Genomic DNA, 13176 nt, shown 5'->3' with positions numbered 1-13176 from the left:
TGATGAAGAGGATCAAGGACCGGATCGCCGCGGCGACCGTTGCGGGCCTGCTGGCCGGATTTGCGCTGCCCCAGACGGCCGGCGCTGAAACGCTCAAGTTCGTCTCCTGGCAGAAAGACGAACGGGGTATCGGGGACTGGTGGGGCACGGTCATCAAGGAATGGGAGGCGAAGCATCCGGGTGACACCATCGAATGGACGAAGGTGGAGCGAAATGCCTATGCCGATACGATGACAACCCTGTTTGCCGGCGGAACGCCGCCGGACATCGTCCATCTCGCCTCGTTCGAGTTCCAGACCTTCGCGAACAACGGCTGGCTGGAGGATCTCGGCCCCTGGATCGAGAAGGCCGGACTCGATCTGAACGGCTGGAGCGGGCAGAACACCTGCCAGTTCCAGGGCACGACCGTCTGCGTCATGATGCTCTATTACGGCGTTATCTTCGGATACAACGAAGACATGCTCAAGCAAGCGGGCGTGGCGGTACCGAAGAACTACGAAGAGTTCCTCGCCGCTGCACGCGCCACCACCAAGGACCTCAACGGCGACGGTATTCTCGACCAGTTCGGAACCGGCCACGAGACGAGAGGCGGCAGCGGCCAGTACCTGGCGGAAATGGCGAGCTACCTCTTCGATACTGGCGCACGTTTCACTGATGCCGAAGGCAACGTCACGATCGACACGCCCGAGATGGTCGAAGGCCTCAAGCGCTGGAAGACGGTCGTGACGGAAAACCTGACACCGCGCGACCTTTCCGCCGGCGAGGTGCGCAAACTCTTCGCGGACGGCAAGATAGCCCTCAAGATCGACGGCCCCTGGATCTATCAGATCATGCAGGACGGGACAGCGAAGGATAAACTGAAGCTCGCCAGTGTGCCCTTCGATCCGCCTCTCGGCGGCTCCTCGAACGTCCTGGCGATGCCGAGCGAAATCCCGGACGAGAAGAAGCAGCTGGTCTGGGACTTCATAGCCATAGCGACGTCGCACAAATTCCAGGGGAGTTTCGCGACGATGGCCGCCTCGACGCCGCCGGATCCGAATGCTGATCTGACAGAGGCGAAAGCCAAGCTGCCACACTTCGAACTCATGCTTGAATCGCAGCGGGCGGCTGCCAAGAACCGGATCGATCGCATTCCTGTGGGCCTCGAGGTCCAGTTCAACGAGTTTTCGAAGATGGTCCAGGAAGAGGCGCAGCGGATGATCATCGAGGATCTCGATCCGGCTGTCGTTGCGAAGACGATGCAGGAAAAGGCCGAAGCGCTCAACTAGCGCGAGCCTCTCGCCCTAGAGACACACGAACGTCCAGGCGCCCGACGGCGCTTGGCGCTCCCAACCTGAAAGCAACGCCATGAGCCTACGCTTCTTAGACCTGGCAAGGCCCAGCCGTCAGCATTATCTCGGCTATCTGCTACTGCTGCCGGCCGTCGCACTGGTCGCGCTGATTATCATCTATCCCCTGTTCGTCTCCCTGGATCTGTCGTTTCAGAAGGTCGGGATGGCGACGCTCAGCGCGCCGCGAAAGCCGTTTACTCTTCAGAACTACGAGAAGCTGTTCACATCGCCGGAGTTCTGGACAGCCTGCTGGGTGACGATCAAGCTCGTTGTCGTGGTGACGGTCGCCTGCTTTGCCGTGGGGCTTGCAACAGCCCTTCTGGTCAACAATCGCTTCAGGGGACGCAGCCTTGCGAGGCTCTTCGTCGCCTTGCCTTGGGCGGTTCCCGAGGTCATCGCGGTCGTCATCTTTTCCTGGATCTTCGATTCCTCCTTCGGTCTGATGAACTGGCTCCTCATCAAGCTCGGCCTGACCAGCGGCATGATCAACTGGTTCTCTGATCCGACAGCAGCCTTCTGGGTCGTCGCCGTCACGATGATCTGGAAGGGCTATCCGTTCGTCTCGATCATGACGCTCGCCGGTCTTCAGTCTATACCGGACGACTTCTACAATGCCGCGAAGGTCGACGGAGCCAACGCCTTCCAGCGCTTCCGCTACATCACCGTCCCCGTGCTCATGCCGGTACTGGGCGTGACGCTTGTGCTGGTCGTGCTGTGGGTGTTTCGCGATTTCTCCATCATCAAGGTGCTCACGGATGGCGGACCCCTGAAGTCCACGACGACGCTGTCGATCATGACGTACGACCAGGCCTTCGGCTTCTTCAACATGGGTTACGCATCGGCCATCGGCATCGTGACGCTCATCCTTTGCGTAGTGGTCAGCCTATTGATGCTCGGCCGCAAATCGCAAGCAATGTACTAGGGGGCCATCATGAAACGCACAGGGCTACAATCCCTTGCTCTCTATGCCGGTGTAATCGCCGTCTGTGGGATTCTGCTTTTTCCGATCTACTGGCTCTTCGTCACCGCCTTGTCGACGCTTTCCGAAATTCGGTCGTTGCCCCCGTCTTTCTGGCCGGCCGAGCCGCAGTGGAGCACGTTCGCCAAGGTGGCCTCCGAGCGACCGATCCTCTTGTGGCTGATGAACTCGACGCTGGCGGCCGCCGGCTCCGTAGCGCTATCGATGATCGTCTCGGTCTTTGCTGGCTACAGTCTTTCGCGCTTCAGCGTGAAGGGCAGCCGGCCCCTCGGCTTGTTCATCCTCACGGCGAAGATGCTGCCTGCAACGCTTCTTGTGATACCGCTGTTCGGGATATTCCGGTCGATGGGGCTGATCGGCAGCCTTTGGTCGCTGGTTCTGGCACATTCGACGCTCATCATCCCCTTCACCACATGGATGCTGAAAGGCTATTTCGACACCATTCCGCGCGAACTTGAGCAGGCCGCCATGGTCGACGGCTGCTCGCCGCTCGGTGCGTTGTTCCGGGTCGTGCTTCCCGTGGCAACACCGGGCCTGGCGGCGACGGCACTCTATGCCTTCGTTCTTTCCTGGGCGGATTACGCCTACGCGCGGACGTTCCTGACCAACGCTCAGGGCAACTGGACGGCCAATCTCGGCATCACCACGATGAAGGGCGAATACGTCACGGATTGGAACGAAATCTCGGCCGCCGCCGTGTTTGTGGCCCTGCCCATCGTCGTCATCTACCTATTCCTCGAACGTTACTTAGTCGGTGGGCTCACCGCCGGCGCGGAGAAGTGAAATGGCTGGAATAAGCATTCAAGGCGTGCACAAGAGCTACGGCGCGCTCAACGTATTGAAAGAATTCTCGCTCGAGATCACGGACGGCGAATTCGTTGTGTTGGTCGGCCCGTCCGGCTGCGGCAAGTCGACTATGCTCAAGATTCTCGCGGGGCTCGAGGCTGCAAGCGGAGGCAAGATCCTGATCGGCGACAGGGATGTCACCGATCTCGCACCGGGCGACCGCGATATCGCCATGGTCTTCCAGAACTACGCGCTCTATCCGCATCTGACCGTCGGACAGAACATCGGCTTCGGCCTCAAGATGCGCGGCATGGCAAAGACCGAGATCGACAAGCGCGTGCAGGCGGCAGCCCGAATTCTGGCGGTCGACCATCTGCTTGATCGCCGGCCGAAAGCCCTGTCGGGCGGCCAGCGGCAGCGTGTGGCGCTCGGGCGCGCCATTGTGCGCGAACCCCGCGCCTTTCTGATGGATGAACCGCTGTCGAACCTCGATGCCAAGCTGCGTGTTCACACCCGCGCCGAAATCAGCGCGCTCCACAAGCGCATTGGGGTCACCACCGTCTACGTCACTCATGACCAGATCGAAGCGATGACGATGGCGGATCGGGTGGTCATCATGCGCGACGGCCTCGTCCAGCAGATCGCCGATCCGGATACGCTGTTTCAGAAGCCGATAAATCTCTTCGTTGCCAGTTTCATCGGCTCCCCGGGCATGAATTTCCTTCGAACTCGCATCACGGGCGGACACATCGAGCTGTTCGGCCAGACCTTCGCCGCTCGGCCGGGGGTCGCTGACGGGGAGGTGATTGTCGGCATTCGTCCCGAGCACCTCTCGCTGGGGCAGGGCGGCGTCACCTTCCAGGTGAAGCCGGTGCTCGTCGAAAGCCTGGGATCCGAAAAATACGTCTACTTCGAACCAGGCCAGTACGCCTTCCACCAGGGCCGTGAGGACGAGCGCGGCAAGGGGTTGATCGCCCGCGTTCCCTATTCCGGCACGATCCGGGAGGGCGAAGAGCTCTCGCTGTCTTTCGACCCCTCTCACATCCACCTCTTTGACGCACAAACTGAAAAGGCAATCGACAGATGAAAGTGCTTGTAACTGGCTCGGCGGGCAGAGTCGGATCGTTCGTCATACGGGATTTGCTGGCCGCCGGCCATCGCGTCAGGGGGTTCGATCTGCGACCCGCCGGCATCGAGCAGGACGGCTTTGACGAAGTGGTCGGAGCCTTCGACGACGAAGAAGCGGCGCGCCGCGCTTGCTCGGACATGGACGCCGTATTGCACCTCGGTGCCTTCATGTCGTGGTTGCCGGATGACCGGGAGAAGCTGTTCCGCGCCAACGTGGAGGGCACGCGGGTTGTGCTGGAAGCAGCAGTGGCTGAAAAGGTCGGCCGGTTCGTTTTCGCGAGTTCCGGCGAGGTTTATCCGGAAAACAAGCCGGAGTTCCAGCCGATAACCGAGGCGAATGGCACAAACCCGTTGTCGCCCTACGGGCTGACCAAGCTGCTCGGCGAGGAACTGGTGCGGTTTCAGGGTCGTGTCTCGTCCATGGAAACCGTGATCCTGCGTTTCTCGCACACGCAGAACGCCTCCGAACTCCTGGATGCGACGAGTTTCTTTTCAGGCCCGCGCTTCTTCCTGCAGCCGAAGATCCGCCAGCAGGAAGGTTTCGGCAACAGGGCGGCGGTCGAGGTGCTGCGGGCAGCGGACCCCGGCCGCCCCGCATTGATCCTGTCTCGGAACGAAAACGGGCGCCCCTTCCGCATGCACATCACGGACACGCGCGACATGGCCCAGGGCGTTCTACTAGCGTTGACGCATGAAAAGGCGCCGGGCGGCACGTTCAACCTCGGCTCCAGCGATCCCGTTGACTTTGCTGACGTTCTACCGGTAATGGCGCAAAGGACCGGTTTGCCACTCGTCACCGTGGACCTGCCCGGCCCCGGTGTGTGGTATCACACCTCCAACCAGCATATATGCGACACGCTTGGCTTCGCGCCGCAATGGCCGATCATGCGGATGCTAGATGAGGCGGTAGAAGCATGGAAGAAAATGCCAGCGTAGGCCTGGAGGATCGCGGGGCACCGGCGGGCGCTGCAGCGCTCGCCAAGGGCCTCGCCCTGCTCGACCTCATCGCGGAAGCCACGAAGCCGCTTCGGTTTGCCGATCTGCAAAGGCAGAGCGGCGTCCCGAAGCCGACCCTGGCGCGTATGCTCAAAACCCTGATGGTCTATCGCCTGGTTCGCCAGGATGATGAAAGCGGTGCCTATCTGCTGGGCAACCGCTTTCTCGAACTATCCCATCGCGTCTGGGACAAGTTCGACCTGTTGAGCGCCGCTCTGCCTGAGCTCCAACGGCTGTCCATCGATCTGGGAGAAACCGTCGCGCTATGCCGTCTCGATGGTTCGCGCGTCGTCTATCTGGAGGAGCGGTCGAGCGGCGGACTTGGCGTCCTGATCGAAGTCGGGCGCAGGGTTGCGATCCATTGCTCGGCGGCGGGCAAGGCACTCCTGGCGTTCCAGGAGCCGACGTTTGCACGCAGCCTGATGGCGCAGCTGTCCTACGACCGCTTCACCCCGAAAACGATAACCGATGCGCAGTCGCTCGAGGCGGATCTGGTGCTGACGCGGGCACGGGGATATGCCGTCTCTTACGAGGAGCATCTGGTCGGTGTGAATTCCGTTGCTGCGCCGATTGCCGGGCGGGACGGCGTACCCATCGGTGCTCTCGTCGTCCTCGCCCCGGCCTCGCGCCTCGACAGTTCCGGAATTCACCCGGTGGGCCGGGAGCTCATCGCCTCCGCCCGCCGCATCACCGGAACGGCCGGAACTGTCGCGATCAGTTCGGGCCCGCGGCCGCGAGAGCGGACGTCCACATCCAGTTTTGTGCACTGCGTGCTGCCGTGGGGCGCTCAGCTGGGCGAGGCACCCGTCTGGATCGAGCGGGAAAAGCGGCTGTACTGGGTCGATATTCTTCATCCCGCCGTCCACCGCTTCGACCCGGTGACCGGCAAGAACGAGACCTGCAACGTTTCCAAACTTGTCAGCGCCGTGCTGCCTGCTATCGATGGAAGGCTCGTCGTTGCATCCCAGGACGGAGTGGAGTTTCTGGATTTCGACCGCGGCACCTTCACCCTCTTTGCCGAACCCGAGCCCGGCATGCCGGAAAACCGCCTGAACGACGCAAAGACCGACGCGCGCGGGCGGCTTTGGGTCGGCTCCATGCGCCTCGATGTCAGCCGGCCGACCGGGAACCTCTACCGGATTTCCGGCAGCGGAGAGGTTCACCGGGCCGCGGCCGGATTGACAGTCGCAAACGGGCTTGCATGGAGCTCCGACGGCCGGATCTTCTACTTCGTCGATACAGTGCCGGGCATCATCTACGCGTATGAATTCGACATTGGGGAAGGCCTCATCGGCAATCGCCGGGTGTTCGCCCGAATCCCGGAATCCGAAGGCCGGCCCGATGGCCTGACGGTCGACGCTGAGGGCGGCGTCTGGTGCGCGATTTGGGACGGATGGCGCGTGGTGCGCTACCATCCCGACGGCAAGATCGATCGTGTCGTGGACCTGCCAGTGCCGCGTCCGACGAGTGTCGCCTTCGGCGGCGACGATCTAGCAACCCTTTTCATAACGAGCGCCCGCACGCGTCTGCCCGCTTCGACGCTCACCGAAGCACCGCTATCGGGGGGCATTTTCGCATGTACGCCTGGAGTGCGTGGCTTACCCGCAAACCTCTTTGGTGGATGAAAGGACTTTGATGACATACCAGGACATGTTCTCGATGAAGGGGCGGACGGCACTCGTCACCGGTTCCAGCCGCGGCATCGGTGCGGCAATCGCAAAAGGGTTTGCCGCCTATGGCGCCCGCGTCGTTGTCCATGGACAAACGGAAGGTGCAGCAGCCGACGTCGAGCGTTCCATTCGGGAGGCCGGGGGACAAGCCGTCTCCGTTTACTGTGATCTGTCTAGCAAACGGGCTGGACGCATGCTCATCGAGCGCGCCGAGGCTGCGGCTGGTCCCCTCGACATTTTGGTGATCAACGCGTCCGCACAGATCAATGGCACCTTTGAGGATGTCAAACCCGAGGACCTTGATCTGCAGATCGATGTAAATTTGCGGTCGACCGTCGACATGCTGCAAGCGGTGCTTCCGTCAATGGCGGAACGCGGCTGGGGTCGCGTCATCAACGTCGGTAGCATCAATCAGATACGGCCAAAGGCGATCGTCTCGATCTACGCCGCCACGAAGGCGGCTCAACACAATCTCGTCCAGAGCCTGGCGCGAGACTACGCCGGCAGGGGTGTGCTTCTCAACACACTGGCCCCGGGCTTGATCGATACCGACAGGAATGCGGACAGACGTGACTCGGATCCTGAAGCGTGGGCGGACTACGTCCGCAAGCTGAACTGGATGGGTCGGGCAGGACGACCTGACGAAATGGTTGGTGCGGCGCTATTTCTGGCGTCTGAGGCGAGCAGTTTTGTAACCGGCGAGACACTCATTCTTTCCGGTGGATATTGAGTTAAAGCGCCCTACGGCTAGGGTGACGTCGAGGCCCTAGACCGCCAGTTTGAGGCCGAGCGACCAAAGCAGACGATAGGGGCAGACTCCTTATCCAGCCGCCATCGAGAATGACTAGCCCAGCCAGTTCCATGCGCCATGTTCTGACCAGCCGTTGCATCATTCTGAGGTTCTTTTGCTTGAAGCGAGCTGGATCAATCTCTGCCAGGCGTTGCTGGCCTCTGCAGGAGTCCACTGCGGCGCTTTTCTATAGCTGTCGCCACGGATCGTGATGACATGGCTGTGACGAGCATTGGCACCCATTTCATAGCGCCGGACACGAGCTGGAAGAGCAGATGGGTTGTATTGAGTTTCAACGGAAGATAGCCAAGCTCGTCGATGATGAGCAGCTTGGGAATTGAGATTGCCAGCCGAGCCGACATTCGCCGACTGACGGCGCTTGTGAAAAAAAAGCGAGGGGCAAAGGCCCCTCGCTGCCAGGATAGAGTTCTGCCGGTCTGTTTACCAGCAGACTGTCCCGCTTAACGCGCGGTTGACACGACGCCGCCGCTTTCAGTGCCGCCGCCGCCTTCGCTCCCGCCGCCGCTTTCAGTGCCGCCGCCGCTTTCGCTGCCGCCGCCGCTTTCGCTGCCGCCGCCGCTTTCGCTGCCGCCGCCGCTTTCGCTGCCGCCGCCGCTTTCGCTGCCGCCGCCGCTTTCGCTGCCGCCGCCGCTTTCGCTGCCGCCGCCGCTTTCGCTGCCGCCGCCGCTTTCGCTGCCGCCGCCGCTTTCGCTGCCGCCGCCGCTTTCGCTGCCGCCGCCGCTTTCGCTGCCGCCGCCGCTTTCGCTGCCGCCGCCGCTTTCACTGCCGCCGCCGCTTTCGCTGCCGCCGCCGCTTTCAGTGCCGCCGCCGCTTTCGCTGCCGCCGCCGCTTTCAGTGCCGCCGCCGCTTTCACTGCCACCGCCGCTTTCACTGCCGCCGCCACCTTCACTGCCGCCGCTGCCGCCGTCTCCACCGCCGCTGCTGCCGTTGTCTCCACCGCCGCCGCTACCGCTGTCTCCACCACCGCCGCTGCCGCTATCAGCGCCCGTTCCGCTCGCACCGTCGCTTTTGCCGCCAATTTCGCCGGCTCCGCCGATTTTGCCGCCGTCAGCGAATGCTGGCGCCGTGTAACCCGCCGCAACGATGGCGCAGATAGCAACTGTTTGAAGATACTTTTTCATGCTGGTCTCCCAATGTTGATTCAAGTATTTGCCCAGCCGCCGAGCAATAACTCACTCCTCAACAACGAGGCTAGGCATGTCCTTCCGTGACCTCCACTAAGCATAGGTTGCGTGCACCGCATCCAGAGCCGGAGTTTTGCTGAGGCCGTAACAGAACAAATATCCCGGGACGAAGATAACCCCCTCCGGTGCCACGTTTTTTTCGGGGTCGTCGGAGCCGTCAATTAATCGCTTCGGAAAGCCAATGTTTTTTTCACATTTACTAATAAAATTGCGGGTGACATGACCAAAGCTGCACATTTGAAGCCGATTTCGAACCATAGCGTGTGCAAATAACCCCACCGACGGCGCTGATCCCTGCGAAGCTACAGCATCACCTGAGTGCGTTTCTCGCTTGGCGAAATCATGCGCGGCATTCCCCTGAAACAGGAATCGGATCCAAAAACTGTCGCGCACCTCACCGAATGGTTGTGCGGGCTGCGCCACGACTATGGCGACCGGATGCGTTGAGGGAGGGCACGGCATCGACACGCCATTGGAGCGACAAGGAACTGCAGGCAGCCGGGTGCTCCCGATCGGGTCAATTATCTTCCGGTAATTCATTGGATGCTCCCGTACGGGGCATGGCCAAAACCGGGCCAACGGAAAAGTACCGCCATGGGCCGGGGATTCCGGGCAGGTCGAGCTCCCCGCGTGGATCAAAGGAGAGGTTTGTACCGATGGCGAGATCGCGCACGGTGCGGGAGGCGATGATATCGCCCGGTCTCGCGCAGCCCGCAAGTCCCGCTGCAAGCTGCAGGACCGGGCCGGCATGGCCGTGGTGTCTTCCGCACTCGCCGATGTGGATGGCTGCTTGCACATTCAGGCCGATTTGATTCAGGCGGCTCCGAAGATCGAATGCACAGGCGATCGCCTGGCTGGGTTGCCGGAACACGGCGACAAGCCCGAAATCGTGGAGGTCGATCGCCTCACCGTCGGCAGCATGGGCTGCTGGCCCGGAACACGGCAATGGTCTTCTGTAAGGCTCGGCTGGTGGAGAAGGGTATTCCACCTGAGCAGACATCGTAGTAAGTTGGACTTGGCAATGCGATTATGGCCTCTATTACGGGGGCCGTTTTTTTGACGGGTGCAGCCGCCCCACAGTTAAGCGCGTCGTGCTCGCGAAGCGAGCTGCTATCTGTGAGAAAAGTTTATTCCAGGCGGCCGACAGATGGAGGGAACGACCGCCTGGTCGTCTAGGGGCGCGTAGAGGAACTCTCGACTAGTGCCCACGATTAGATTTTCCCACTGCTCCGAGCTCGGCGACCTTTCGATCGAGGTCGATTTTGTATGGTCCGAATTTCTCAAACAGTTCACGTGCGACAAGGGGCATAAGCCGGTGCGCGCGGATGAACTCTTCCAGGTCGTACCGCTGATTCCAGCCGTGAACCACCTTGCTATACTGTTGTCTGGTGTCTTCGTGTTGCATGGCCGTATTCTCGACGTTGGCTGTTTCGCAGCGTGACCGGGCTGGCTTAATCAGCAAATATCGCCTCTCGTGAAAAAAGTTCCAGAGATTCGTGATGTCACTGTGCGTCCTCGGCTATCGGCTTCAATGCATGGTGGCCGCACGCGGCGATTCATTCCAAATCGAGCGACTGCTTCAGTTCGTCGATCTTCTTGGATGCTTCCGCCTTGGTCAGATCCTCAGCATAGGCCTCGGGCTGATGCGCCTGCTCCGACAGGGTCTTCAGATAGGACCGCTGCGCACCGGTCATCGGCTCGTCGCCGCTGACCCAATCGTCGGGGTCTTTCTGTGTGTTGGAAGAAGGATCGGTTTTCGGATTGACAGTCATAACACCCTCCTGAATTCGTTCTCTAAACGTTCCAGGGCGCGTGCGGGTTCCAACCATCTGTCGATCGTCGCCTGTATCGTCGGCCCTTCATTAGAAGTGAGCGCCGCACCCGGTAGAGAGCCCGTTCAGAGTATACCGGCGACCATTAGATGATCCGCACGCGGCGACCAGGTCCTGGGCTCCTCTCTCAGCCAAACGGTTCACGATCTGCAAGCGTGAACGATTTAGGCTGCCCGCCGTCCGGTATGGCAGTCGGAGATCGAAAGCCGGATCTCGACGGAAGTTGTCGTCCGCTCGCCACATCGATTTGCGGAATCGATCGCAGCGTTTCCGCCTGGCGAGAGAAAGCGCATCGCCGGGGCCCTCGTAAGCATGCGCCCTGCATCGTCTCAATGATGATCCAGCGGCCGCCAGAGACGGGTATCATCGATACGCAGGTTTGCTGGTCAGGTCGGGCAGGTGAAGGCAGGGCGCTTTTCAATTGGAGCGGCTTGCCGGGCCTAGGCTTCCCGGATCCCGGCGTTGGCCGTCGCGATGCTGATCCTCCGAGACGAGGCTTTTTAACCGGTCAAACCGCGCGCGAACGGGCTCTGTCAGCTGCGCTGCCGGCGCCTGGTACGCTCATTCTCGCTGGCGCTCGAAGCCGACTACCTTCATCGGCACGCGCGGCGACTAAGACATTTTCCGCGGGCGAGCAGCCGCTGCTGCTCGATGCCGCTCGCCCTGATTTAACCCGGCGGATTGTCCCGATTGAACAGAGCAGCGCGGGATCATGTCAGCCTTCGAAAGTGGGATGGATCGGACAACCGCAGGTGCCGCTGCCTTTCGGGCTTCATCGCGCTTTCTCAAGCTTTCAATTTTTTGCTCGGCCGCCAGCCCGTCTGTGTCCGATACTAGGCCTATCGCTGTGCCGTTTATATCGTGGCGGACGGAGCCTAGCTGCGCGATCGCTAGATGGTATCTCTTTGAGTGGAGAAAGGTTCCGGTCGCGCGGCGCAGGGTCGAGACGCTAAGGCCAGGCCGCAGAAGGGGTCTGATTTCAGGCCAGAGTCCGAGCCCGAAGGGTCGGATTGGATCGCCGGGCTTCATGGGAAGAATGGCAATCGGCTGTGTGAGTAGCGCATTGATTGCCTGCGCTTTCAACACATCCGTGTCCCGTGCAGCAACTGGGCCAAGTTTGTCTCTCGACGATTTGCTCATGGAAGGTTTCTCATGCGTTATTTCAAATACCGTTGGCCTGTAGCAACTCATGCCTGATCAAAGGCGCCTCTGAATCCCGGATCGTGCATTTTCGTCTCAGTTAGGCTGAGGGAATACCGCGTATGGCGACGTTCGCCGGTTCGCACAAGTGCGCCTTTTTCCACCAAGTCGTGAAGATCACGAGTGGCGGTCGCTCGCGAGGTTTGTGTGATCGCGATGTAGTTCTCGGCGCTCAGCCCGCCTCTAAATCCCGAAGGGCCTTCACGGAACATGCGGGCGACCGCCTTTTCCTGCCGCTCGTTGAACTGCCCGCGAAACCGATCATAGAATTGCGCCTTGTCGAGGTAAAAGTCGATCCGACGCAATGTCGTCTGTTGCGCTTCCAGGATGGTCTGCGCGAAGTAGATCAGCCATTCGGTGATATCCAACGTGCGCTGGTTTTTCTCCAACTGGCTGTAGTATTCCTTTCGGGCAAGCTCAATCGTGAAGGCGAGTGCAATGAGACTTGGTTGTCCAATATTCTGTGCAAGTGATTTTTCGGAAATCGCCCGACCGAGCCTACCGTTGCCATCTTCGAAAGGATGGATGCTCTCGAAATAAATATGGCCGATACCAGCACGTGTCAAAGCGGGGAGGGGGGCTTCACCGTGAGTTGCGGATTTGTTGAACCAATCCACGTAGGCGGCCATCTCGTCCGGTATTCGTACTGACGGTGGCGCTTCAAAGTGGATGATAGGTTTATCGTGGCGACCAGATACGATCTGCATGGCATCTTCGTGTATTCGGTATGTACCAATCGTTCCCATATGACGGTTTCCCGTCATCAACATTCTATGCCACCGAAAGAGCGTTTCATGGTCCAGAGGCCGCGACCAAGTGCCATAGACGTCGGCCATCATTTCTGCGATCCCGCGTTCCTGCGGCTTGATCGGCCGGCTGTCTGCTTCTAGACCGAACTGTCGGCGCAAAGAGGATTGGACGCTCAAACGATCGAGCATTTCTCCCTCGATTTGCGATGTCTTCACCGCCTCTTCGCTGATCAACTCTATGCGTAGTTGATCGCGTTCATTGTCGCTGACGTGGCGGATTGCGCCGATGACCTCACCAGATGACAAAAGGAATTGCCGTTCAAGCGGCTCAAGCCGGGAAGCGTCAAAACTGAATTCGGGCCAGCCTTGCTGCGTCCAGTTCCATTTCATGAGCTATAGACTTCCTTTTCTATACCTCATTTTTGCCGGAAATCATGAGCGATAGCAACCGCGCCTATAGCCCCAAGGCCGATTCCATCTCTCTGCCTTGGGTGGCAGGGAGGAGGGGCG

13 protein-coding genes and 2 pseudogenes are annotated in these 13176 nt (G+C 60.3%); 8 read left to right on the top strand and 7 right to left on the bottom strand.

Annotated features, from left to right (window positions below):
* Nucleotides 1-2: 2 nt before the first annotated feature.
* From J3R84_RS37015 to J3R84_RS36985, 7 genes are all read left to right on the top strand, one after another.
* Nucleotides 3-1268 carry an ABC transporter substrate-binding protein gene (locus J3R84_RS37015; protein WP_057207301.1) on the top strand — a complete coding sequence of 422 codons (1266 nt, stop codon included), beginning with the start codon at nt 3-5 and terminating at the stop codon, nt 1266-1268.
* A gap of 79 nt (nt 1269-1347) precedes the next feature.
* Nucleotides 1348-2253, top strand: a complete 906-nt coding sequence (locus J3R84_RS37010) for a carbohydrate ABC transporter permease (protein ID WP_025430908.1) — start codon at nt 1348-1350, stop codon at nt 2251-2253.
* A gap of 9 nt (nt 2254-2262) precedes the next feature.
* The gene (locus J3R84_RS37005; protein WP_057206679.1) at nt 2263-3093 is read left to right on the top strand and encodes a carbohydrate ABC transporter permease; all 831 of its coding nucleotides are present in this window, start codon (nt 2263-2265) and stop codon (nt 3091-3093) included.
* A 1-nt stretch (nt 3094) separates the two neighbouring features.
* On the top strand, nt 3095-4183 hold the full coding sequence (locus tag J3R84_RS37000; protein ID WP_057206681.1) for an ABC transporter ATP-binding protein: 1089 nt from the start codon (nt 3095-3097) through the stop codon (nt 4181-4183).
* A complete protein-coding gene (locus J3R84_RS36995; RefSeq protein WP_057206683.1) occupies nt 4180-5160 on the top strand; it encodes an NAD-dependent epimerase/dehydratase family protein in 981 nt (326 codons plus the stop codon). The genes J3R84_RS37000 and J3R84_RS36995 overlap by 4 nt, the downstream gene beginning before the upstream one ends.
* The gene (locus J3R84_RS36990; protein ID WP_057206685.1) at nt 5139-6845 is read left to right on the top strand and encodes an SMP-30/gluconolactonase/LRE family protein; all 1707 of its coding nucleotides are present in this window, start codon (nt 5139-5141) and stop codon (nt 6843-6845) included. The genes J3R84_RS36995 and J3R84_RS36990 overlap by 22 nt, the downstream gene beginning before the upstream one ends.
* Nucleotides 6846-6855: 10 nt before the next feature.
* Nucleotides 6856-7620, top strand: coding sequence for an SDR family NAD(P)-dependent oxidoreductase (locus J3R84_RS36985; RefSeq protein WP_082523524.1), 765 nt, complete (start codon nt 6856-6858; stop codon nt 7618-7620).
* A 1-nt stretch (nt 7621) separates the two neighbouring features.
* On the opposite strand, the gene J3R84_RS39265 is transcribed toward J3R84_RS36985, so the two are convergent.
* The 3 genes and pseudogenes from J3R84_RS39265 to J3R84_RS36975 form a co-directional block, all read right to left on the bottom strand.
* Nucleotides 7622-7780 carry a hypothetical protein gene (locus J3R84_RS39265; protein ID WP_494338020.1) on the bottom strand — a complete coding sequence of 53 codons (159 nt, stop codon included), beginning with the start codon at nt 7778-7780 and terminating at the stop codon, nt 7622-7624.
* A 34-nt stretch (nt 7781-7814) separates the two neighbouring features.
* Nucleotides 7815-8024 (bottom strand): annotated as a pseudogene (locus J3R84_RS36980) (ATP-binding protein); the annotation flags it as partial.
* A gap of 117 nt (nt 8025-8141) precedes the next feature.
* Nucleotides 8142-8822, bottom strand: coding sequence for a hypothetical protein (locus J3R84_RS36975; RefSeq protein WP_207932878.1), 681 nt, complete (start codon nt 8820-8822; stop codon nt 8142-8144).
* Nucleotides 8823-9212: 390 nt separating this feature from the next.
* Here J3R84_RS36975 and J3R84_RS36970 point away from each other — a divergent pair.
* Nucleotides 9213-9326: pseudogene (locus tag J3R84_RS36970) on the top strand (type II toxin-antitoxin system VapC family toxin); the annotation flags it as partial.
* Between the two features lie 76 nt (nt 9327-9402).
* On the opposite strand, the gene J3R84_RS36965 reads toward J3R84_RS36970, so the two are convergent.
* From J3R84_RS36965 to J3R84_RS36950, 4 genes are all read right to left on the bottom strand, one after another.
* Nucleotides 9403-9873, bottom strand: a complete 471-nt coding sequence (locus J3R84_RS36965; RefSeq protein ID WP_203528529.1) for a hypothetical protein — start codon at nt 9871-9873, stop codon at nt 9403-9405.
* Between the two features lie 568 nt (nt 9874-10441).
* Entirely contained in the window at nt 10442-10657 is a 216-nt protein-coding gene (locus tag J3R84_RS36960) for a DUF3072 domain-containing protein (RefSeq protein ID WP_057206695.1), read from the bottom strand.
* Nucleotides 10658-11329: 672 nt separating this feature from the next.
* The gene (locus tag J3R84_RS36955; protein ID WP_057206697.1) at nt 11330-11857 is read right to left on the bottom strand and encodes a ProQ/FINO family protein; all 528 of its coding nucleotides are present in this window, start codon (nt 11855-11857) and stop codon (nt 11330-11332) included.
* A gap of 47 nt (nt 11858-11904) precedes the next feature.
* On the bottom strand, nt 11905-13056 hold the full coding sequence (locus J3R84_RS36950) for a Fic family protein (protein WP_203528527.1): 1152 nt from the start codon (nt 13054-13056) through the stop codon (nt 11905-11907).
* Nucleotides 13057-13176 lie beyond the last annotated feature (120 nt).

It is taken from the genome of Ensifer canadensis (genome assembly GCF_017488845.2).
GTDB lineage: Bacteria > Pseudomonadota > Alphaproteobacteria > Rhizobiales > Rhizobiaceae > Ensifer > Ensifer canadensis.
The sequence above is the reverse complement of the archived record's forward strand: the minus strand, read 5'-3'. Positions and strand labels throughout refer to the sequence as shown.

Bases quoted from the DNA above. Each gene is read 5' to 3' on its own strand.
- J3R84_RS37015 (WP_057207301.1), top strand. From the start codon at position 3: ATGAAGAGGATCAAGGACCGGATCGCCGCGGCGACCGTTGCGGGCCTG.
- J3R84_RS37010 (WP_025430908.1), top strand. From the start codon at position 1,348: ATGAGCCTACGCTTCTTAGACCTGGCAAGGCCCAGCCGTCAGCATTAT.
- J3R84_RS37005 (WP_057206679.1), top strand. From the start codon at position 2,263: ATGAAACGCACAGGGCTACAATCCCTTGCTCTCTATGCCGGTGTAATC.
- J3R84_RS37000 (WP_057206681.1), top strand. From the start codon at position 3,095: ATGGCTGGAATAAGCATTCAAGGCGTGCACAAGAGCTACGGCGCGCTC.
- J3R84_RS36995 (WP_057206683.1), top strand. From the start codon at position 4,180: ATGAAAGTGCTTGTAACTGGCTCGGCGGGCAGAGTCGGATCGTTCGTC.
- J3R84_RS36990 (WP_057206685.1), top strand. From the start codon at position 5,139: ATGGAAGAAAATGCCAGCGTAGGCCTGGAGGATCGCGGGGCACCGGCG.
- J3R84_RS36985 (WP_082523524.1), top strand. From the start codon at position 6,856: ATGACATACCAGGACATGTTCTCGATGAAGGGGCGGACGGCACTCGTC.
- J3R84_RS39265 (WP_494338020.1), bottom strand. From the start codon at position 7,780: ATGCAACGGCTGGTCAGAACATGGCGCATGGAACTGGCTGGGCTAGTC.
- J3R84_RS36975 (WP_207932878.1), bottom strand. From the start codon at position 8,822: ATGAAAAAGTATCTTCAAACAGTTGCTATCTGCGCCATCGTTGCGGCG.
- J3R84_RS36960 (WP_057206695.1), bottom strand. From the start codon at position 10,657: ATGACTGTCAATCCGAAAACCGATCCTTCTTCCAACACACAGAAAGAC.
- J3R84_RS36955 (WP_057206697.1), bottom strand. From the start codon at position 11,857: ATGAGCAAATCGTCGAGAGACAAACTTGGCCCAGTTGCTGCACGGGAC.
- J3R84_RS36950 (WP_203528527.1), bottom strand. From the start codon at position 13,056: ATGAAATGGAACTGGACGCAGCAAGGCTGGCCCGAATTCAGTTTTGAC.